22 protein-coding genes are annotated in these 21,154 nt (G+C 31.9%); 13 read left to right on the plus strand and 9 right to left on the minus strand.

Annotation, left to right across the window (positions count from 1 at the left end; all coding sequences use genetic code 11):
• The first annotated feature begins 44 nt into the window (after nt 1-44).
• The 8 genes from RM697_RS07705 (at nt 45) to RM697_RS07740 (ending at nt 6,142) form a co-directional block, all read left to right on the plus strand.
• Nucleotides 45-812 carry a hypothetical protein gene (locus tag RM697_RS07705; protein ID WP_311427288.1) on the plus strand — a complete coding sequence of 256 codons (768 nt, stop codon included), beginning with the start codon at nt 45-47 and terminating at the stop codon, nt 810-812.
• Between the two features lie 192 nt (nt 813-1,004).
• Entirely contained in the window at nt 1,005-1,418 is a 414-nt protein-coding gene (locus tag RM697_RS07710; protein ID WP_311427289.1) for a carboxypeptidase-like regulatory domain-containing protein, read from the plus strand.
• Between the two features lie 121 nt (nt 1,419-1,539).
• A complete protein-coding gene (locus RM697_RS07715) occupies nt 1,540-2,451 on the plus strand; it encodes a transglutaminase domain-containing protein (RefSeq protein WP_311427396.1) in 912 nt (303 codons plus the stop codon).
• An 89-nt stretch (nt 2,452-2,540) separates the two neighbouring features.
• Nucleotides 2,541-2,840: a hypothetical protein gene (locus tag RM697_RS07720; protein WP_311427290.1), complete on the plus strand. Its 300-nt coding sequence runs from the start codon at nt 2,541-2,543 to the stop codon at nt 2,838-2,840.
• Nucleotides 2,809-3,216 (plus strand): hypothetical protein, encoded by a 408-nt coding sequence (locus RM697_RS07725; protein WP_311427291.1) that lies wholly within the window; start codon nt 2,809-2,811, stop codon nt 3,214-3,216. The genes RM697_RS07720 and RM697_RS07725 overlap by 32 nt, the downstream gene beginning before the upstream one ends.
• Nucleotides 3,217-3,370: 154 nt before the next feature.
• The gene (locus RM697_RS07730) at nt 3,371-4,303 is read left to right on the plus strand and encodes a toxin-antitoxin system YwqK family antitoxin (protein ID WP_311427292.1); all 933 of its coding nucleotides are present in this window, start codon (nt 3,371-3,373) and stop codon (nt 4,301-4,303) included.
• A gap of 190 nt (nt 4,304-4,493) precedes the next feature.
• Nucleotides 4,494-5,243, plus strand: coding sequence for a DUF6090 family protein (locus RM697_RS07735; protein WP_311427293.1), 750 nt, complete (start codon nt 4,494-4,496; stop codon nt 5,241-5,243).
• Nucleotides 5,244-5,398: 155 nt separating this feature from the next.
• Complete coding sequence (locus RM697_RS07740) at nt 5,399-6,142, plus strand: SGNH/GDSL hydrolase family protein (RefSeq protein ID WP_311427294.1); 744 nt, start codon at nt 5,399-5,401, stop codon at nt 6,140-6,142.
• Nucleotides 6,143-6,211: 69 nt separating this feature from the next.
• Here the strand turns inward: RM697_RS07740 and RM697_RS07745 are convergent, their stop codons facing one another.
• Genes RM697_RS07745 through RM697_RS07775 form a run of 7 tightly spaced genes read right to left on the minus strand, consistent with a single transcriptional unit; the run spans nt 6,212 to nt 12,796 of the window.
• Nucleotides 6,212-7,051 (minus strand): pseudouridine synthase, encoded by an 840-nt coding sequence (locus RM697_RS07745; protein ID WP_311427295.1) that lies wholly within the window; start codon nt 7,049-7,051, stop codon nt 6,212-6,214.
• Between the two features lie 51 nt (nt 7,052-7,102).
• Nucleotides 7,103-8,050, minus strand: coding sequence for a carbon-nitrogen hydrolase family protein (locus RM697_RS07750; RefSeq protein WP_311427296.1), 948 nt, complete (start codon nt 8,048-8,050; stop codon nt 7,103-7,105).
• Nucleotides 8,050-8,952 (minus strand): geranylgeranylglycerol-phosphate geranylgeranyltransferase, encoded by a 903-nt coding sequence (locus tag RM697_RS07755; protein ID WP_311427297.1) that lies wholly within the window; start codon nt 8,950-8,952, stop codon nt 8,050-8,052. Before RM697_RS07755 ends, RM697_RS07750 begins: the two co-directional genes overlap by 1 nt.
• A gap of 47 nt (nt 8,953-8,999) precedes the next feature.
• The gene (locus RM697_RS07760) at nt 9,000-9,929 is read right to left on the minus strand and encodes a mevalonate kinase family protein (RefSeq protein WP_311427298.1); all 930 of its coding nucleotides are present in this window, start codon (nt 9,927-9,929) and stop codon (nt 9,000-9,002) included.
• Nucleotides 9,930-9,957: 28 nt separating this feature from the next.
• Entirely contained in the window at nt 9,958-11,046 is a 1,089-nt protein-coding gene (locus RM697_RS07765) for a diphosphomevalonate decarboxylase (RefSeq protein WP_311427299.1), read from the minus strand.
• A gap of 5 nt (nt 11,047-11,051) precedes the next feature.
• A complete protein-coding gene (locus RM697_RS07770; RefSeq protein WP_311427300.1) occupies nt 11,052-11,585 on the minus strand; it encodes a DUF1697 domain-containing protein in 534 nt (177 codons plus the stop codon).
• A complete protein-coding gene (locus tag RM697_RS07775) occupies nt 11,582-12,796 on the minus strand; it encodes a BaiN/RdsA family NAD(P)/FAD-dependent oxidoreductase (protein ID WP_311427301.1) in 1,215 nt (404 codons plus the stop codon). Before RM697_RS07775 ends, RM697_RS07770 begins: the two co-directional genes overlap by 4 nt.
• Before the next feature lie 116 nt (nt 12,797-12,912).
• On the opposite strand from RM697_RS07775, the gene RM697_RS07780 reads away from it, so the two are divergent.
• Nucleotides 12,913-13,689, plus strand: a complete 777-nt coding sequence (locus RM697_RS07780) for an SdiA-regulated domain-containing protein (RefSeq protein ID WP_311427302.1) — start codon at nt 12,913-12,915, stop codon at nt 13,687-13,689.
• Here RM697_RS07780 and folK read toward each other — a convergent pair.
• Nucleotides 13,686-14,813, minus strand: coding sequence for a 2-amino-4-hydroxy-6-hydroxymethyldihydropteridine diphosphokinase (gene folK, locus RM697_RS07785; RefSeq protein ID WP_311427303.1), 1,128 nt, complete (start codon nt 14,811-14,813; stop codon nt 13,686-13,688). The genes RM697_RS07780 and folK overlap by 4 nt on opposite strands.
• A gap of 72 nt (nt 14,814-14,885) precedes the next feature.
• On the opposite strand from folK, the gene RM697_RS07790 reads away from it, so the two are divergent.
• The 3 genes from RM697_RS07790 (at nt 14,886) to rpsU (ending at nt 18,583) form a co-directional block, all read left to right on the plus strand.
• Nucleotides 14,886-15,590 carry a queuosine precursor transporter gene (locus RM697_RS07790; RefSeq protein WP_311427304.1) on the plus strand — a complete coding sequence of 235 codons (705 nt, stop codon included), beginning with the start codon at nt 14,886-14,888 and terminating at the stop codon, nt 15,588-15,590.
• Nucleotides 15,591-15,674: 84 nt separating this feature from the next.
• Nucleotides 15,675-18,287, plus strand: a complete 2,613-nt coding sequence (locus RM697_RS07795; RefSeq protein ID WP_311427305.1) for an AsmA-like C-terminal region-containing protein — start codon at nt 15,675-15,677, stop codon at nt 18,285-18,287.
• Nucleotides 18,288-18,388: 101 nt separating this feature from the next.
• Nucleotides 18,389-18,583, plus strand: coding sequence for a 30S ribosomal protein S21 (rpsU, locus tag RM697_RS07800; RefSeq protein ID WP_311427306.1), 195 nt, complete (start codon nt 18,389-18,391; stop codon nt 18,581-18,583).
• Here rpsU and RM697_RS07805 read toward each other — a convergent pair.
• Nucleotides 18,580-19,374, minus strand: a complete 795-nt coding sequence (locus RM697_RS07805) for a DUF2797 domain-containing protein (protein ID WP_311427307.1) — start codon at nt 19,372-19,374, stop codon at nt 18,580-18,582. The genes rpsU and RM697_RS07805 overlap by 4 nt on opposite strands.
• A 43-nt stretch (nt 19,375-19,417) precedes the next feature.
• Here RM697_RS07805 and RM697_RS07810 point away from each other — a divergent pair, with 43 nt between their 5' ends.
• Complete coding sequence (locus tag RM697_RS07810; RefSeq protein ID WP_311427308.1) at nt 19,418-20,947, plus strand: GH3 auxin-responsive promoter family protein; 1,530 nt, start codon at nt 19,418-19,420, stop codon at nt 20,945-20,947.
• The last annotated feature ends 207 nt before the right edge of the window (nt 20,948-21,154 follow it).

Raw genomic sequence — 21,154 nt, forward strand, 5'->3', positions numbered from 1 at the left:
TAAAATAATTATTATTATATCTTTAGCTAAATAACACATTTTTAATGCTAAAATTTTTTCGTAGAATACGATACAACCTCATGGAGCAGAACAAAACAAGCAAATACTTTAAATATGCTTTAGGCGAAATTATCCTTGTAGTCATTGGTATTTTAATCGCATTAGCGATAAGCAATTGGAATACGGAACGTATTAACACTAATAGAAATTACGATTTATTAGTTAAACTATCTAGAGAGTTAGATCTAAACATTGAGCGTTGTGCTTTATTAGACTCTATTAATGAAGGTGGTTTTAAGTATCGTTTTATCTACACAGACAGTATAATGAAAATCTTAGATAATGGTGTTGAGCGTGAAAATCTTGATTTCCTAGTAAGTAATCAAATCTTCTATATAAATACATTTAATTTAAACACATCTGTGTTTGAAGAATTAAAAAACACAGGGAGTCTTTATGCTTTAGGTTCTGATAGCTTAGTAACTTCCATACAGCTTTATTATCAACTTTGCGATAGAGAATCCTTTTATAATTTAACTTATAGTAACGAAGTCATACATTTAAAAGAAATATGTTATGAAAGTGGCTGGGCTAATTTCAATCACCTATACAAGATAAACCCAACAGAAGCTATTAATGACAACCCTTGGATATTTAATCCTAAATCTAAAGCCTATTTAGACTTCATTAATTTTGTAGAGTATGCTAGTAATCATAGCCTGTTAATCTCCGGAAAATTAAAAGGCATAATAAAAGCCTCACAAGATTTACAACAACTAATCGCAAAAGAATTGCCAAATGATAAGTCCTAGAATCTTAACATTTCTAAATTCAAATCTTACCTCGTTTTTACTACCTTAGTAGTCTGTTAATGAGGATTTGAAAGAATTATCTTAACTAAACAAAAAAACACGTTTACTCAATCAAAGTGGTTATTAACTCATTAGTATTTTATAATACGATAATGGAATACTAGTTTAGAGGTAAACAAAATATTTATAATTATGAAAACACTACTAGCGCAAACCCAGAACATCAACGTTAAAGCTTTAAGCTTTATTAGTTTTATTATGATTGGCCTTTTGGCTTTTAATCCTATTTATGCTCAGAATTCTGCTTCTGCACAAGTTACTGTAAAAGGTATTGTAAGTGATGAGAGTGGTCCATTACCAGGTGTAAATATTGTACTCAAAGGCACTAAAACAGGAGCAATTACTGATAGCAAAGGCGAATTTACTTTCCCAAAAACTTTAGCAGTAGGTGACGTTTTAGTGTTTAGTTACTTAGGCTATGAAAATCATGAAATAAAAATTAAAAGTGACTCCACTTTTATAAGATTAACGCTTACAGAAGATCTTATAGAAATGATGGGAGCACCAGCCTCCGACAAACCTTATAAATCTAAACGTCGACATTAAAGCAAATTACCATACTACATGTATTAGAGCCATATTTTACTTATGGCTCTTTGTATTTGTACAACTTGCAGAAGCGCAAAAATCCGATTTTAAACATATCAGTTTTAAAACTGCAGATAGTATAGCCTCTGTATACAAAAATGAAACACTAACAAACTTACCAGAACTTACTTATAAACTAACATCACAGCTTAGTACAGATGTAGAGCGCTTTAGAGCTATTTACAAATGGGTGTGTTTAAATATTGCTAATGACTATGGCTTGTATTATAGAAATAAACGCAAGCGTTATCGATACAAAAATGACAGCCTAAAACTAAACGCTTGGAACAGTCGATTTAAAAAACGGTTGTTTAAAAAACTACTCAAGGATAAAAAAACCATTTGTACAGGTTATGCTTATCTTGTTAGAGAGCTCTCTAAACTGGCTAATTTGGAATGTCAGATAATACATGGTTTTGGAAAAACCAGTACAATTGAAATTAATGAAGACGACTCACCTAACCATTCATGGAATGCAATTAAGCTAAATAATACATGGTACTTATGTGATCCTACTTGGTCTAGCGGAATACCAAACTTAGAGACAGGAGCTTTTACATTTTACTATAATGATGGTTATTTTTTGGCAAACCCAGAGTTGTTTTCAGTAAATCATTTCCCAGAGGAGCAAAAATGGCAATTAACCGATAGTACATTAACATTTAAATCCTTTTTAGAATCTCCTATACTCTATGGAAATACGTATAGATATCTTAAAAATATCAATACACCTAAAGTGATGCATCATATAATTAAAGAAGAGCAATCTATAATGTTTAAGTATACTCTTAGAAAATTGGTAAATAAACAAGATGTAATATTGTTAATAGATAGTGGTATAAACAGCAGAAAGGTTTCGCCTACAGAAGTGTCTATAGTACATAACTATCTAACCATAAACCATAAATTTAAAACACGTGGTTTTTACGATGTGCATTTGTATTTAAAAGATCAACTTATTATAACTTATACTGTAAAAGTAATTAAGTAAATAATATAGACCTAGAGTTTCTATTATCCTGGAAATAGTACCCAAAAAGGAGTATATTAGTTCTCATATAACGAGTTGTAGCACATTTGATGAAACATATAGCAACATATCAAATTCACGACACTTTCAGAATTACTGGAAGAGGAATTGTATTTGCTGGATTCATTTTAGATGGAGAATTTATGACAGGTGATTTTATCAGATTTGACTTCAATGGACAGCGAATGGAACGAAAAATAAAGGGAATTGATGCTGGAATGAGAGTTTCGGAAGGAAAACCAAATGTTGGAGTTATGATTGAAAGCACAAATGACCAGGAAATAGATGACTTAAGAAATTGGAACCCAAATCTAACAGTTGGAAAAATATACTCAAAAAATGAAACCTGAATTAAAATATATAGAATTAAAAAGTGGATTTGGAGATAATGGACCTGCTTGGATTGGAATGGCTGAATTTTCAAAATCAGGTAGAACTGTCTATTTTAATGGAAAAGCTCTAAAAAACTCTAATGCGCAAGGAATTGCTGGAAATTTCTACGACCTAGAAAATGGAGACGAATATTGGATTTCTGGAGTTAAGAAAAACGGAACTGACCGTCATTGGGCTGGTGGAGGAAAAATAATGATTGACAGAAAAGTAGTAGACCTTTATTTAAGTCAAGTTGATTTTGACAAATTAGACAAAAATCGATTTGAAATAGTTGATATTAAACCAACGGACAAACAAAAGTTTGCGGAGTTGGAAAACGAAAAAATAAACTAAAAAAACGTGCTACAACAATGGCTATAAGTAATTGCTCGTTCTCGCCTACTTCTGAAAATCCTCGCGGATTTTCAGCTTGGTGTGTACTTGCAAAGTTAAGTGCTAAACCACGCAACTACTCATAGCCTAGACCGTTAGCTGTAATTCCTGAAAAATGACTAAATCATACTTACTCATTTTATTCTGCACATTATTCTTCGTAGAGACGTGGTCTCAAGAAAACTCTATTGTTTCAGGGAAATCTTTAGACAAGATTGAATTTGGATATTCTACGAGACCAGACATTAGGAATATTTACAAAAACTTCACGGTTAGAGACACGTTGACAAGAGATTGTCCACATACTATAACCTGCAGTGATTTCTATTCAGACCGAAATTCAATTTGGATTAAAGAGCTAGGAATAGTTTTTCAAATGGACCAAAAAACGGAAGAAATAGTAGATAAAATTATACTCTTTCCACCATTTAAAGGTTCGATTGGAAATTTTCAAGAATTTACAGTTGGTAAGACTAGAATAAAGGAATTATATCAAAGGGACACTACTTATAAAATCACTTCTACAAATGTCAAAAGGTACTGGATGATAAAAAAAGATCTCTATAAATTTTTAGTAGTTAGGGAGAAAAATGATCCAGACTACCCAATAGAGGCGGAGATTATTTTTGAGCGAAAAATAATTGCTGTCATTTTGAACAAAGATTGGTCTTACAAGAGGGCAGAGAAATGCTTGAAACCTATATTTTCTCCTAAAGATGAATTACACAGAAATTGTTATACTCAAGTACTAAAAAGCTGGATTTATAAAATACCAATATTGCCGATGGACGATTCTCCTTACAAAGCAGTTGAAGACGGATATTGGAAAAGATTTCATCCAAATCATAAGATAAAGGAAGAAGGGAATTATAAAAAGGGTGTAAAGATTGGAAAGTTCAAACATTATGACGAAAGTGGAAATCTAGTTGAGACCAAGAATCATATTATGGGATATTTGAAAATTTATAAATGGTGGATCTTCCTTTTTATAATTTTCATTCTAACTGTTTTCTTGGTAAAGAGAAAGTTGAAACAAAACAACAGCTAACAATGGCTATAATTCAGCGTGCTGAATAAATAAAAAGAAAAAAACACTAACTTTAAATCGGCTGATTTCTACTGCGGAAAAGTCTCCGACTTATTCCACGCCGAAATCATAGCCGAGACCGTTGTGCTTCATTATCTCTCACTCCGTCGGAATTAAATAATTATACTAACTTTCGGGAAACAACTAACCAATGATAAAATTCTTTAGAAAAATTAGACAAAATTTACTCTCAGAAGGAAAAACTGGCAAGTATCTTAAATATGCTTTGGGAGAAATCATTCTTGTTGTAATTGGAATTTTGATTGCATTACAAATTAATAATTGGAAGGATGAAAGATTGAATAACACCAAAGAATATACATTTTTAAATGAATTAAGTAAGAGTATCGAATCAGATATCGTTTACTTTCAAAAGCAAGATTCCATTCGAACTGCTTATGAATCTAACTCGGATAAAGCACTTTTGAAGTTTTATGATGCAAAAAACTATAATGATTTACTTTTAGTAGATTCTTTATTCACTTTTCAATGGGGTGATTGGGAAATAAGTAAAAGTGTTTATGAAGAGATGTTAAACACTGGCAGTCTTTACACCTTAAAAAATGATAAACTCAAAGATAAAATTGCCAAATACTATACACTTATTGAATCTAGACTATATGCCCTTAAGAAAATAAATGATGTGTCAATCAAACTAAGTGAAAACACTGTTATATATCAGTTAGAACTTTTACGCAATTCTAATGGAGCATATAATGGGAAACTAAAGGACGCTTGGATTGGAGATCCAAATTCCTCAGAATTTATGTCGTTATACAAATTTTACAGATTCACCAATTCAAACTGCAATACTTATAGAAGAATGTTTGGAGCGCAGATTTTGAAAAGAGGTAATGAGTTACTGGAAGAGTTAAATAATGAATTGAAATTATCAAAATAACGAAAGCACAACAACGTGTATAATTAATTGCTAATCTGGTTAAGCAAAATAAAAATTCATACCTTTAATAAAACTCAATACAGCGGGAAAATCCTCACGGATATTTCCGCAACAAACCATACAAGTGCACGTTAGGCACAATTAAAAAAACATACATGAAATTTATTAAGCACTTATTTTTTATAATTTTCTTTATTGGAATAACAAATCAATGTTTAGCCCAAGTTAAAAAAGATACCCTAAGTGTTTTATTTGTTGGAAACAGCTATACATACTATTCTAATATGCCTCATCTTGTTTCTCTGATTTCAGACAGTACTAAAGTTAAATTAATAACCTCTAAAAGCACTGCTGGTGGAGCTAAATTAAGCGACCATTGGTATGGCAACAAAGGGCTTAAATCAAAAGAAGCAATAAGCAGTGGAAAATACGATATTGTTGTATTACAAGGACAAAGTAAGGAAGCTGTTAAGGAAAAGGAAGAATTTCTCATGTACTCTAAAAAGCTATCTGACCTAGTTAAAGCCTCTGGTGCAAAACCGTACTTATATGTCACTTGGGCACCACAAAAAATTCCACAATATCAAGAAACAATAACAGAAACGTATCAACAAGCATCAAAAGAAAATGATTGCGGACTTGTAATGGTTGGAGAAGCCTGGAAATTGGCTAAAACATTAAGACCAGATATTGGATTGTTTACATCTGATGGTAGTCATCCATCAGATTTAGGAGCATTTTTAACGGCTTGTGGATTTGTAAACACTCTTTCGGGAGAACTACCTAAAAATCTACCAGACAGGTTTTTTATAAACGATTCAGATGGAAAGGAAGTTATGCTTTTTAGGGAAAATTCTTTAGATATTACCTTTTGTCTTAAGGTGATTCAAAATTTATAAAAAACTGTGCCTAACAATGTGTGTAATTCGTTATTACATACACTGTAAAAGTAAAGAGTTAGTATAACCTTATAACATCTGCAAGGTATTTACCTCTTGTGTAGTTAAATGTTTCCAATGACCTCTTGGTACATCTTTTTTGGTTAAGTGAGCTATAGCAACACAATCTATTTTTACAAGATCGTATTTAAAATGTTCAAAAATAGTACGTATTATAGTATTTCCTGTATTCTTTATTTTTAAACCAACTTCTTTTTTTGAAGCACCTTCTATAAAACTAATCTCCTCTACAGACACCTCTTTTCCTTGAATCTTAAAGCCTTCTTGTATGCTTTTAAAATCTTCATATTTTAAATTCTTATCTAACTCAATATGAAACAAACGAGCAACACCTGTTTTAGAATTTACAAACTTTTTAACCACACTATCATCATTGGTAAACAATAAAAGACCTGTAGAGTTTCTACCGAGTCTTCCTATTGGTTTTATGTTAGCATTCGTAGCATTAGCTACTAAATCCATAACTGTTCTCCCTTTAGTTTCACTTGTTGTAGTGGCAAAACCTTTGGGTTTATTAAGCAAAACATATACTTTTTTCTCTGGTGTAATACGCTGACCATCAAAACGTACTTCATCGTCACGCTTTACTTTGTAACCCATTTCTGTAATCACTTTACCATTTACAGTAATTAGCCCAATAGCAATGTTTTCATCAGCTTCACGTCGCGAGCAAATGCCAGAATTGGCAATATATTTATTTAAACGAATTTCATCAGGGTTGGATGGCTTTTTTGGGACAGCTTTCTTTTTAGACTGCGAATGTTGCCTTGAAAACGATTTCCCTTTTCGTTCTCCAGTGGGTTTATTTGTAGATTTTTTCTTTCCTCTATTGCCTTGTTGTCGACTCATAATCAGTCTCTTTTAATTTGGCTGCAAAGGTATGACATTAGTTGACATTACCTATTTAATTTCAACCGTTGTTTGGCGTTCTCTATTCACAATCAATTTAGTAACATCTGGCCTAGAGTAATGTCCAACAGGATCAAAATTCTGACGCTCTTCTAATACACGATTAAAATCTAAAGTTTCATAAATCAACCCTTCTTTATGCAAGACAGGTTCTGTGATCCACTCACCATCTGGTCCAGCAATACAACTACCACCATTTGCCAATATTTCAGGTGAATTTTCTATAATTCTATTTAGATGTGGTGTAGAATCAGGGAAGTCATTTTTGTTCATTAAACTAGAAACCGAAATCACAAAAGAGCGCGATTCTCTGGCAATAAAACGTGAAATATCCTTAGTATTATGGTCACTTCCTGGCCAAACAGCTATATGTAAATTCTCACCTTGACCATAAAGCGCAGTTCTAGGTAATGGCATCCAATTTTCCCAGCAATTGAGTCCACCAACCGTAAATTGTTTTAATGGATGTACTTGCAATCCATGACCATCTCCTGGAGACCAAGTTAAACGTTCATCATAGGTTGGTTGAAGTTTACGATGTACAGATTGTATTTTTCCATATTCATTAATATAGACCAAAGACGCATAAATGCTATGACCTCCTCTATCTAATGGTCGCTCTATGATTCCTAAATACACAGCAATTTTATGGTCTTTTGCCAAGGCACAAACCGAATTTAAATCGCCTTTTTCAATAGTGATCGCATTAGACACATAATGCGCATGCAATTCTTTATTTATAGTAGTATTCCATTCTGCGCCTCCAGTTAAAGCTAACCAAAACGGATAACCTGGAACTAAGCCTTCGCCAAAAACAATAAGTTCGGCATTTTCCTTTGCAGCTTCTGATATTGAAGCCTCTACTTTTTTTAATGTTGCTTTTCTATCTAACCAAACTGGGGAAATCTGTGCTAAGGCAACTTTAAGTGTATGTTCCATTAAATTCTATTTAACACAAGGTCTACATCTAATAAAACAATTGAGAAGACTCCTGCAACAATGATAAATTTTAAAATATTATGAAGCCAAACATAGTGAGTTTTCTGTTTGGATCTCCACAGCAATAGTAGGAAAATCAATAATAACATTACACTTATATAAAAGTAATAATGCATGTTACCTAATGAAAAATAATTGGTAAGAACAAAGACTAAAACTGCAGTCAATAGTACCAATAAGGTTAGCATAACTTTAGAGGTTTGTTCACCATATGCTACTGGAATTGTTCTGTAGCCTAAGGCTAAATCACCTTTCATATTCTCCAAATCTTTAGTCAACTCTCTCATAGAAATTAATAAAAACAAAAACAGCGCATGTATAAATATGACATTTTCAAAATTTTTGTAATACATAAAAATGGCAAAAAAGGGAAGTATGGTTAGAATTGCTGACGTTAAATTTCCAACAATAGGCAATTTCTTAAGTTTATGCGAATAGAACCATATTCCAAATATATATGCAGAAAAAAACAATACAGCATTAAAAGATACATAGCTAGCTAATACGGCTGCAATAAAATTAAGCACAAAATAAAAGGATAGCTTAGTATTCTGACTCACCAAACGATCCAACATGGACTTTTGAGGTCTGTTTATTAAATCCTTTTCTGAGTCGTAAAAATTATTAATTATATAACCTGCTGCTATGGTAGCTGCAGAAGCTAATACCAAAGCCAATAGATTAAAGTCGAATAGTACTTTACTAAGAGGTTTATTGTGAGCTAGAATGAAAACTGAAGTTAGATACTGTGCTATTACAATAACTAGAATATTATAACCTCTTACCACGGAAAACATGCTGAAAAATTTAATCAGAATATGTTTTTGTTTTCTAGTAAGCATAAACTTGCTTTGATGAGATCCTGAATCAAGTTCAGGATGACAAATAATTAGAAGTTATAGACCACTTCTAATTTATAATCAGAGAGTGATTGCTGAGCTTTATTAAAATCTTCGGTAAAACCTAGAATATAGCCTCCACCACCTGATCCGCATAATTTGAGGTAATACTCATTCGTTTCAATTCCTTTTTTCCAGAGTTCGTGGAATTGCTTTGGAATCATTGGCTTAAAGTGATTAAGTACCACTTTAGAGAGTTGTTTTGTGTTTTTAAACAATGATTTAATATCACCGTTAAGAAAGTCATCTACACAAGCATCTGTATGCTTAATAAATTGGTCTTTCAACATTTTACGGAAACCCTCTTGCTTCATATTATCCATAAAAATACTAACCATTGGAGCTGTTTCACCAATAATACCGCTATCTAATAAAAATACAGCACCTTTACCTCTAGACTCTTGAGATGGAATACCTGTAGCTTCAATATTATCTTTAGAGTTGATAAGAATAGGTATACTTAAGTAACTGTTTAAAGGGTCTAATCCTGAAGACTTACCATGAAAAAACGATTCCATTTCCGCAAAAATGGTCTTTAAGGTTAGAAGTTTTTCTCTAGTTAGGTTTTCTAAAACAGTAATTTTAGCTTTAGCATATTTATCATATATCGCTGCAACTAAAGCACCACTACTACCTACACCATAGCCTTGAGGAATAGAAGAATCAAAATACATTCCGGATTCAACATCTCTATCTAAGGAATCAAAATCAAATTCTACAATTTCAGAATCAATAGTTTTTAGATGCTCTACAAAAAGCTTCAACCCATTATTAGATGCTTTAGCAGAATCCGAATTTTCATCATTCATCTTTAAAGCGCCATTGTAAAAACTATATGGAATTGATAATCCTTTGGAATCTTTGATAATACCATACTCACCAAAGAGTAGAATCTTAGAATAAAAAAGTGGTCCTTTCATAGTTTAAGAACTGATTTGGATAGTAAAGTTACAATTGTTTCGCTCCAAAACCAATTCTATCGCAAATATAGTGACCATTTTGGCAATACACAACCAACTGGTTATTAATGAATTCATAAACTTCCTTGGCTTCAGACTCAGGATAAAGTACATGAACATTTGCTCCAGCATCTAAAGTAAAACTGATATTTCTGCCTGTTTCTTGTCTAAATCTCCATATTTTATTGATTATTTCTAAAGTATTTGGTTTCATAAGAATAAAATACGGAAGACTAGTCATCATCATAGCATGAAGGGTTAACGCTTCGCTCTCCACAATTTCAATGAATGCCCTCAAATCACCTGTTTCAAAAACATTTATTAATCTTGACAAGTTGTTATGTGCTTGTTTAAAACGCTCTTGTGCAAAAGGATGATTATGCATTAAGTCATGACCAACTGTACTACTTACCTGCTTCTCGCCTTTATCGACTAGTAAAATAGTATCATGATAATTCTTGAAATTATCATGCACCTTATAAGGGAATTTTGATCCAAATAAATCTGAACTCCCTTCAATATCAGTATGTTTTCCCCAAACAATCAAATCACCTTCTATACTTCTACAAGCACTACCTGAACCTAATCTTGCTAAAAAAGATGCTTTCTTATTGAAATATTCTTCTGTTACCTCGAGCGGAATCGAGAGGTCTCTCTCAATAGTTAATAAACACAATGCTAAGGCACTCATTCCTGATGCAGAGGATGCAATACCTGAACTATGTGGAAAGGTATTAGAGGTTTCTATGATAAAATGATACTCTTTTAAAAATGGCAAATAACCCTCAATTCGTTTAAAGAAGGTTTTAATTTTAGGTTTAAATGCTTCATTCTTATCGCCTTCAAAATATACATCAAAAGAAAATTCAGAGTTAGGTTGTTCTAAACGCTTATATTTTACTGTTGTAGTTGTTTTACATGCATCTAAGGTAAAGCTTACTGAAGGGTTAGCAGGAATTTGGCTTTCCTTTTTTCCCCAATATTTTACTAATGCAATATTGCTAGGAGAAGACCAAGAATGACTTCCACTTTCAATTAATTTTGGATAAGGTTTAGGAATAAAATCTTTTTCTGTCATAGCAGTTAATCAGATGACAAAGATAATAACTTTAGCATTGTTTTATAGTTCCTTGCTGTAGCACTTGTTTCTAAGTTTCGTTCAAAGAAATTCATATTAAACTTAGATTGACCAAAGCCCTTAGAAGCGAACAAATATATACAATCATTAAGGATTACATACTCATCATTTTGATAGGTTTTTTCACTAGCCTTTGTAACTAATTCTTGCTTTGGAGTATCTCTTAATAAGACAAAATAGGCTTGTTGTTTCTTAGTATCAGGAAATGGACAATCATCAAAAATACGTTGTAATTCTTTTCGCGATTTAACTAATACAGGAACGTCGAATCCTAAATGATCCTTTATTAACTTCTGTATGCTATTCTTAATTTTAACTGGCTCTGAAAATGAAGATTGTAAAATTACATTTCCACTTTGAATATAGGTTTTTACACTAACAAAACCAGCTTGGGAAAGTATTTCTCGTAGTTCAGTCATTGGTACTTTTCTATGACCTCCAACGTTGATACCTCTTAATAATACAATGTATGTTTTCATTGGTTATTGCCTATTGCTTTAGCTACAATAAATGCTCCTGTCCAAGCATTCTGAAAGTTGAATCCTCCTGTTACTGCATCGATATTTAAAACTTCACCTGCAAAATATAAGTTTTTATGTAGTTTACTTTCAAAGGTCTTAAAATTAACTTCTTTAAGATCCACACCACCAGCTGTAACAAATTCTTCTTTAAACGTACTTTTGCCATTAACCTTAAATACAGCTTTGGTTAGCTGTTTGGCTAAATCCTCAAGTTGTGTTCTATTGAGTTCTGCCCAAGTTGTAACTTCAGAAATATGAGATGCTAAAACCAATTGCTGCCAAAGTCTTTTTGGTAATTCAAACTGTGAAAATTTATATACAGTTTTCTTATTAAGCTCGTGTTTTAAGGCTTTTAATTGAAACACGCAATCTTCAAAAGATGTTCTAATAAAGTTAATTTCAATATCAAATCTATAGTCAAGTTTTGCTAACTCAATGGCTCCAAAAGCCGATAGTTTTAAAATAGCTGGTGCACTCATTCCAACATGTGTAATGAGCAAAGGACCTTCGCTCAATAGGTTAGTGTCTAAGATCTTAACCTCAACATCCTTCGCCACTACACCAGGAATATCTTTTATACGCTTGTCATCAATATTGAAAGTGAACAAGGATGGAACAGGTTTTGAAATACGATGCCCAAGTTGATTAAGCACTTGCCACATTTTTGGGTTACTCCCTGTAGCTATTACAATTTGTTCTGATATAAAATCGCCTTGATTGGTTGCTACAGTCCATCGATTCTCATTTGGCTCAATAAATTTAACCGAATAACCATACATAACCTCAACTCCCGATGTTTTTGCTTCACTTAAAAAACAATCAATTATAGTCTGTGATGTATTAGAAACAGGAAACATCCGACCATCCTCTTCAATTTTTAATTCCACGCCACGCTGCTCAAACCATTCAATGGTATCACCAGTCATAAAACGATGAAATGGTCCTAATAACTCTTTCTCGCCTCTTGGATAATTTTGTACTAACTCCGATGGTATAAACTGAGCATGAGTGACATTGCAACGTCCGCCACCTGAAATCTTAACTTTCTGTAAGCCCTCTTTTCCTCGCTCTAATATTGCGACTGAGGCTTCTGTGTTTTGAGCAATATTGATTGCTGCAAAAAAGCCTGCAGCACCTCCTCCAACAATAATAACGTCGTAATGTTTCATTATAAATTTAACAACGTAAATTTACCATAATATAATTCTAGTCCTTCTTGAAAAATTATCTTTTATTTTTTTGCATTTTATTTGTCAGTTGCAATACAGGCAAGCTAAAGGTTATTATGGACATACCAATGGCTATAAACGAGGTTTCTGGCATTGCCTTTGACCACAATAATAATCTATTTTGGATGGTTAATGATAGTGGCAACAAACCCATTCTGTATGGTGTAAACTCTAAAGGACAAATTATTAAAGAGCTAAAAATAAAAGCCAAAAATAGAGATTGGGAAGATTTGACTATGGACCCAGAAGGGAATGTTTACATTGGTAATTTTGGAAACAATGACAACGATAGTAGACAGCTTTCTATTTACAAGATTTCAAAAGATTCATTACAACATAAAACTGTAACTCCAGAGATTATAGCCTTCTCATATCCTGAGCAACTAAAATTTCCACCAAAGAAAAAGAAACGCCATTTTGATAGTGAGGCATTTTTCTTCTTTAAAGACAGTTTATATCTATTTACAAAAAGTAGATCACCTAAAGAAAAAGGACTTACTAAATTGTACCAATTACCCTCTGTAGCCGGGAATTACAGTGCAAAATACTTAGATGAATTTAAAAGTTGTGATAATAGTGGTTGTTGGATCACCTCGGCAGACATCAATGCTGATGGTACAAAAATTGTATTACTCAATGAGAAAAGTGCTTACGTATTTTCTAATTTTAAAGGCCACAAATTTTTAAAAGGTTCCAAAAAATTTGTGGATTTTAAACACAGTTCGCAAAAAGAAAGTGTGTGTTTTAAAAACGATAGCATACTTTACATTGCTGATGAGTATTTAGGCGTTGAAGGTGGTAATTTATACGAAATAAAAATACCAAATAATTAAGCGCAAATTTCATCCAAAAGCCAGAGGTAATCTTCTCGATTTTTCACGAAATCTTTATCAGAGATATCAATGATTTTTACATTGAGTTCGGTTTGTTCCTTAAGAAATTCTAAATAACCAGCATTGATCTTATCAAGGTAGTCATCTTCTATATGTTTTTCATAACTACGACCTCGTTTCTTAATATTTTTTTGAAGACGCTCTGTATTCTGATATAAATACACATAAAGTTCTGGCTTGGCTATATCCTTATAGACCTGATAAAATAACTTTCGGTACAATCTAAATTCATCTATTGGCAATGTAATCTTAGAAAAAATTAAGGATTTAAAAACATCATAATCACTTACAATGAATTCTTTAAACAAATCGAACTGCGCTAAGTCATCGCTTATTTGCTGATAACGATCTGCTAAAAATGACATTTCTAAGGTAAACGCATAGCGCTCTGGTTCCTTATAAAATTTTGGTAAAAATGGATTATCTGCAAAACGTTCAAGAATAAGCTTAGCATTAAAATCTCTAGATATTTTAGTTGCCAAACTCGTTTTACCAGCACCTATATTTCCTTCTATTGCTATGTAATTATATTTAGAAAAGTTATAATCTTTACTTGGGTTTTTTAACCAAATATTCTGCGCCTCAATACTTTTATCTTCCTCGCATTCAGATTGTAAGATGCTTACTAATTTTCCAAAAACTGGATGTTCAACACTAGCTCCAATATCATTAAGTGGTTGCAATACAAACTGACGATTGTGAGCTTCTGGATGAGGAATGATTAATGACTTTGAGTCTAGGATTAAATCATTATAAAAAATGATGTCTAAATCTATAGATCTCGATTCATAGTCTTTGGTTTTAGATCGTGTTCTTCCTAGCTCTTTTTCAATTTTTAACAGCCGTTTTAGTAACGGTTTTGGTTTGTAATATGTTTCCAAACCTACACAAGCGTTCAAAAATGCATCACCTTCAAAACCTACAGCTTCGGTTTTATAAACTTTTGAAATACTTTTTATAGTACCAACTTTAGCATGGATTGCAAAAAGAGCATCTTGTAAGTTTTTAAACTTATTGCCTTTATTACTTCCAAGAGCTATGTAAACGTGGTTAGATACATCCATAAACGACAGCAAATTAAGTAAAACAAATATTAATCCTCTATATTTACTACAGCGAATTATTCACAAATTTAGATGACCTTAAAAGACAAACTTTTAGCCCAACGTATCTATCTTTTTCTAGGTGCTTTGTTTATTACATCATTAGTGGTTTCTAATCTTATTTTTCAGAAGTTTTTTTATTGGTATCCTTTTGATGTAGAAATTTTTGGCTCTAAGCTTTTTGAAATTTCAGTTGGTATTTTACCCTATCCTATAACCTTTCTAATTACAGATTTAATTAGTGAAATCTATGGAAAAAAGCGTGCTAATGATATTGTGATTGCTGGAATTTTCGCTTCTCTTTTTTCAGTTCTAATCATATTAGTTGCCGATAAAGTCCCAGCTTTAAGTAACTCGCCAATTGATGATCCTCTATTCTCTGAAGTTTTTGGAAGAACAATTTTAGCTGTTGGGTCTAGTATGCTCGCTTATTTACTTGCACAATTGATTGATATAAGAATCTATCATTTTTGGAAACGTCTTACCAAAGGAAAACATTTATGGCTACGTAATAATTTTTCTACTTGGTTCTCTCAATTTATAGATACGCTTTCTATTGTATCTCTACTTTGTTTTTTTGAAGTTTTACCATGGAGTAGTTTTAAAGGTCTTTTAATTAGTGGTTTTTTATTTAAAGTTTTAGTTGCCTTTTTAGATACACCTTTTCTTTATCTTGGAGTGTACCTATTCAGAAAACGATTCAAATTAAAGGTAAATGAAGAGATAGAGCTTCTATAAATTTATCTTAAAGTTTATACATCTGTAATCTTTTACGCTCACCTTTGCGTATATAACAGTATAGCTATTACAAATTCATTCATTTTGAAAAAATTTTTAAAAATTACTGGAATACTATTGCTTATTATTTTTGCCATTTTGGCTGTAATTCCTCTCGTATTAGAGTCTAAAATTGATGCTATAGTTCAGGCTTATGCTGATGAAAACCTTAATGCAAAAGTAGAATTTGATGATATTAGTTTAAGTCTAATAATCAGTTTTCCTAAGGCAAACGTCACCATAGATAATTTGAATATTACAAATGCAGAGCCTTTTAAAGGTGAAACTTTAATGACAGCAAAATCTATAAATTTTGAAATGCCTATTTCAGAACTCTGGAAATCTGAAAGTGATGGTCCTTTGGTTGTTAATGAAATAGCTGTTGATGAAGCATTGCTTACTCTAAAAACGAATACTGCAGGTGTTACAAACTATGATATTATTAAAACAGATTCTCTTGCAAATACGAATACAAATAATACTAATAAAGGTTTTAGTTTTGATATTAAAGATTACTCTATAGAAGACAGTGCTTTCTCGTTTATAGACGAAAGTTCTAATACGTCATTTTTTATTACAGCTTTAAACCACAATGGTCATGGTATATTTTCTGGTTCAACTTCAGAGCTTGATACCAAAACAGAAGCTAATGTTAGTCTAATCATTGATAGCACATCTTACCTCAGTAATAATTCCATAAAGCTTGATGCTTTAATAGATTTAGATTTGGAAAACAGCATTTACACATTTAAAGATAATAATGGGTTTATTAATCAATTACCATTAAAGTTTAGAGGTTATGTGCAACAATTAGATAATGCTCAAGACGTTGATATTACCTTTGAAAATCCGGAATCGTCATTTAAAGATTTTTTAGCTGTTATTCCTAAAGCCTATGCTAAAAATTTAGATGATGTTGAAACCACTGGAGATTTTAAAGTTAATGGTAAAATAAGAGGTAAAGTCTCAGAAACTACCATCCCAAAATTAGATATTAATATCACCTCAGACAATGCTTCTTTTAAGTATCCTGATCTACCAAAACGTGTTGAGAATATTAGCATAAATACTTCTTTAAAAAATGAAACAGGAAATGCTGACGATACCTTTATAGCTATAGATAGACTGAATTTTAAAATAGATAAAGATGTCTTTAAATCTTCTGCAACTATTCGTCAATTAACATCTAATATGATGGTCAACGCTAACATTGATGGTGTGTTGAATCTTCAGAATATTACTAAAGTTTATCCGATAAAATTAGAAAACGACTTACAAGGTATTTTAAAAGGAAAGGTTAATTCTTCCTTTGATATGAAAGCTATTGAGACTAATGCTTTTGAGCGTATAAAAAATAATGGCAATTTATCAATTTCTAACTTCGAATATTCTTCAAAAGATATTGTAAATCCATTTGCTATAACAAAATCAGATATAGAATTTAAACCCAATCATGTTACACTAAAATCATTTGATGCATCTAGCGGAACATCAGATTTTAAAGCCAACGGAACAATAACTAATTTGCTTGGTTTTTTATTAAGTGAAAAAAAACTAAAAGGTCACTTTAACGTAACCTCTAATATGTTTGCTATTAGCGATTTTATGATTGAAGACACTACAATATCTGAGGATAATAAAACCACTTCCGATTCTGAATCTCTTAGAATTCCTGAGTTTTTAGATTGTACTATTAATGCCAATGCAAAAACAGTCTTATACGATAATTTAGAGCTAAAAAACGTAAAAGGTAAATTAGTTATTGCAGACCAAAAAGCCGACTTACAAAACATGACTTCAGATATTTTTGATGGTAAATTGGCAATTGGAGGTCTTGTATCAACTAAAGAAAAAACACCAACGTTTAATCTTAACTTAGGTGCCAATGATTTTGATATTGCTCAATCTTTTAAAGACTTAGAGCTTCTACAAAACTTAGCACCTATTGCCAAAACTTTACAAGGAAAACTAAATACTACTATTGCTCTTAATGGAAGTTTAGATAAAAGTTTCTCCCCAAATATATCTACTGTTTCAGGTAATGCTTTGGCCGAAATATTAACATCTACTGTAAATCCATTACAAGGAGATGTGCTAGAAAAACTAAGTGGAGCACTATCATTTATAGATTTTAAAAAATTAGACTTAAAGGATGTAAAGACTAAACTCTCTTTTGAAAACGGACAAGTTAGTGTTAAACCATTTAATCTTAAATATAACGATATAGATGTTGAAATTTCTGGAACTCATGGCTTTGATGAAAGCATGAATTATATTGCCGTTTTTAATGTGCCAGCAAAATATCTTGGTACAGAAATTAATAATTTTATTTCAAAACTAAATGACGATTCTGCCAAAGACATTACAGTTCCTGTTACAGCAACCATTGGTGGTTCATTTAAGCAACCAACTGTTAAAACAGATTTAACAAGTTCGGTTTCTAAGCTAACTCAACAGCTTATTGAGATACAAAAACAACAAATTATTGGCAAGGGTAAAGACAAAATTAATGAGCTTTTAGGCGGAATTACGGGAAACGATAAGGAGAAAGAAACAGACTCAACAACGACATCTACCACAGATACAGTAAAAGGTATACTTGGTGGTCTATTAGGTGGTAAGAAAAAAGAGAAAAAGAAAGACTCTTTAAACAGATAAAAAAACCATAAAAAAGTTCTTAAAATTCATTATAAATTTGTTTCTTTGCATCCCGTTTTAACAAAACGAGCATAACAATAATATAGAAAAATAGAATCTCTATGATAATTATAAGTGTAAAAGAAGGTGAAAACATAGAACGTGCTTTAAGACGTTACAAGCGTAAGCATAGAAATGTTAAGATCATGAACAATCTTAGAGAAGGTAAGCAATTCACAAAAAAATCTGTAAAGAGAAGACGTGAAATCCAAAAGGCTGCCTACATCCAAAGATTAAGAGACGCTGAAAACGTTTAAACCAAGCTGATCTCAACGACTAACCCTTCGTTAGCTCTAATATTAAATACAGTATCATCTTCAAAGATGATATATTGTCCTTTTATTCCTTTCAATTTTCCTGAATAAGAATTTTCCTTTTTCAAATTTAATGACTTAGGCTTTTCTGGATATTTCTCTACAGGGAAATCTATCACAGTTTCTTTATTACTATCTAAAAAATATGGAAACGCTTCTTTAGGAATAAATGATTTTAAACGTTCTCTCCACTCTATAAGATTAACATCTTCGATAGAGTTTGCTAGCATTTTCCGCCAATTCGTCTTATCACTAATATACTGTTTTAAAGCTACTTCTGTAATACCTGCTAAATAACGATTAGGTACTTCTACTATTTCTATAGCTTCATGAGCACCTTGATCAATCCAACGTGTTGGTACTTGACTCTTTCTTGTTACACCAACTTTTACATTACTAGAGTTAGCTAAGTAAACAATATGAGGCTGAAGCTGCACTTTTTTTTCGTATTCAAGATCTCTATCCTCTTTATCTAAATGTGCAGTACTTAATTCTGGTCTCATTATCCAATCACCTGCTTGAGGTTTATCAAAAAAACAACGTTTACAAAATCCCTGTCTATAAATATCCTTATGTAATTTACAACATAAACATTGTTGCCCAATTAATTCTATTTGCATTGTTTTATTAAGCATTTGATTAAGATTAATAAAATCTGTTTCAAATACTAAAAAATATTGAATAGGTTGCAAGAACTCCGTTTGCATTTTTGTAAGAACTCCTTGATACTTCATAAAAGATTTTTGTTATTTTAGTCGAGTTAAAGATAGCTAATCCATGCCAATTCCTTTAGTAAATTCTATTGCTTCGTGGTTTTTAAAGAAACGATTTCATCAGATTGAATTGTTCCTTAAATATCCTAACGAAGTACAAGAAGAACTTCTCTTTAACCTTATAGATACAGCCAAAGACACTGAGTTAGGAAAGCAATACGATTTTAAATCTATTACATCATACCAAACCTTTGCAGAACGTATTCCTATATCGTCTTATGAAGATGTTCAGAGTGTTATTGAACGCTCTAGACAAGGCGAACAAAATATATTTTGGCCTTCTCCTATTAAATGGTTTGCAAAATCTAGCGGAACTACTAATGCTAAAAGTAAATTTATTCCTGTTAGTGTAGAATCCCTAGAAGATTGCCATTATGCTGCGAGTAAAGATTTATTGTGTATGTATCTTAATAACAATGAAGACTCTCAATTATTCACTGGGAAAAGTTTGCGATTAGGTGGCAGTAAAGAACTCTACATGGAAAATGGAACTGCTTTTGGCGACCTATCTGCTATACTTATAGATAACATGCCGTTTTGGGCCGAATTTAGCAGTACACCAAGCAGTAAAGTGTCTTTAATGAGCGACTGGGAATACAAAATGCAAGCGATTGTTGAAGAAACGATAAATGAAAATGTTACGAGTTTAGCAGGTGTTCCTTCTTGGATGTTAGTACTATTAAACAATATTCTAGAACATACAAACAAAGAGAGTTTATTCGATATTTGGCCAAATCTGGAAGTTTACTTTCATGGCGGTGTTAGCTTTACACCTTACATGGATCAGTATAAATCCTTACTCCCAAAATCAGATTTTAAGTATTATGAAATCTATAATGCATCTGAAGGCTTTTTTGCAATTCAAGATAAGAATGATTCTTCTGAGCTTTTATTAATGTTAGATTATGGTATTTTTTATGAGTTTACACCTATGGATACTTATGGCACTAAGACTGAAAAAATTATCCCATTAAGTGAAGTTGAAGTTGATAAAAATTATGCTGTAATTATAACTACTAATGCAGGATTATGGCGTTATAAAATTGGAGATACGATTCGGTTTACATCTACAAAACCTTACCGAATACGAGTAACTGGAAGAACCAAACACCATATCAATGCATTTGGAGAAGAACTTATTATTGAAAACGCAGAAGATGCTCTTAAAACAGTTTGTAAGTCTACGAATGCTGAGATTATTGATTTTACAGCTGCGCCAATTTTTATGCAAGGAAAGGATAAAGGTGCTCACGAATGGCTTATAGAGTTTAAGACACCTCCGAAAGATTTGAATCTTTTTAATGAGCTTTTTGATAAAACATTGCAGTCTCTAAATTCAGATTATGAAGCTAAGCGATATAACAATATGACATTAAACAAACCTAAGGTAAATATTGCACGTCAACATTTATTTTATGATTGGTTAAAAATTAATGATAAATTAGGAGGTCAGCATAAAGTACCAAGATTATCTAATACAAGAGACTACTTAGACGAGCTATTAGCCTTGAATATGACCTCAATTCATCGATAACCTGTAGACCAAATTTCTTTTAACGATTATATATACTGCTTTATCTAAAACTGCTAATAGTAGTTTTTATCTTACAATGTTAATTCTATATTTACGGAGTAAAGAAAGAAAATACACCCAGTGTTATCGATATTGTTAAGCAATATTATTAATCAATCCAAAATAAAAAACCACGCTAATTAGCGTGGTTTTCTTTTATATCTGTAT

The organism is Microcosmobacter mediterraneus (genome assembly GCF_031846265.1).
Classification (GTDB): domain Bacteria; phylum Bacteroidota; class Bacteroidia; order Flavobacteriales; family Flavobacteriaceae; genus Microcosmobacter; species Microcosmobacter mediterraneus.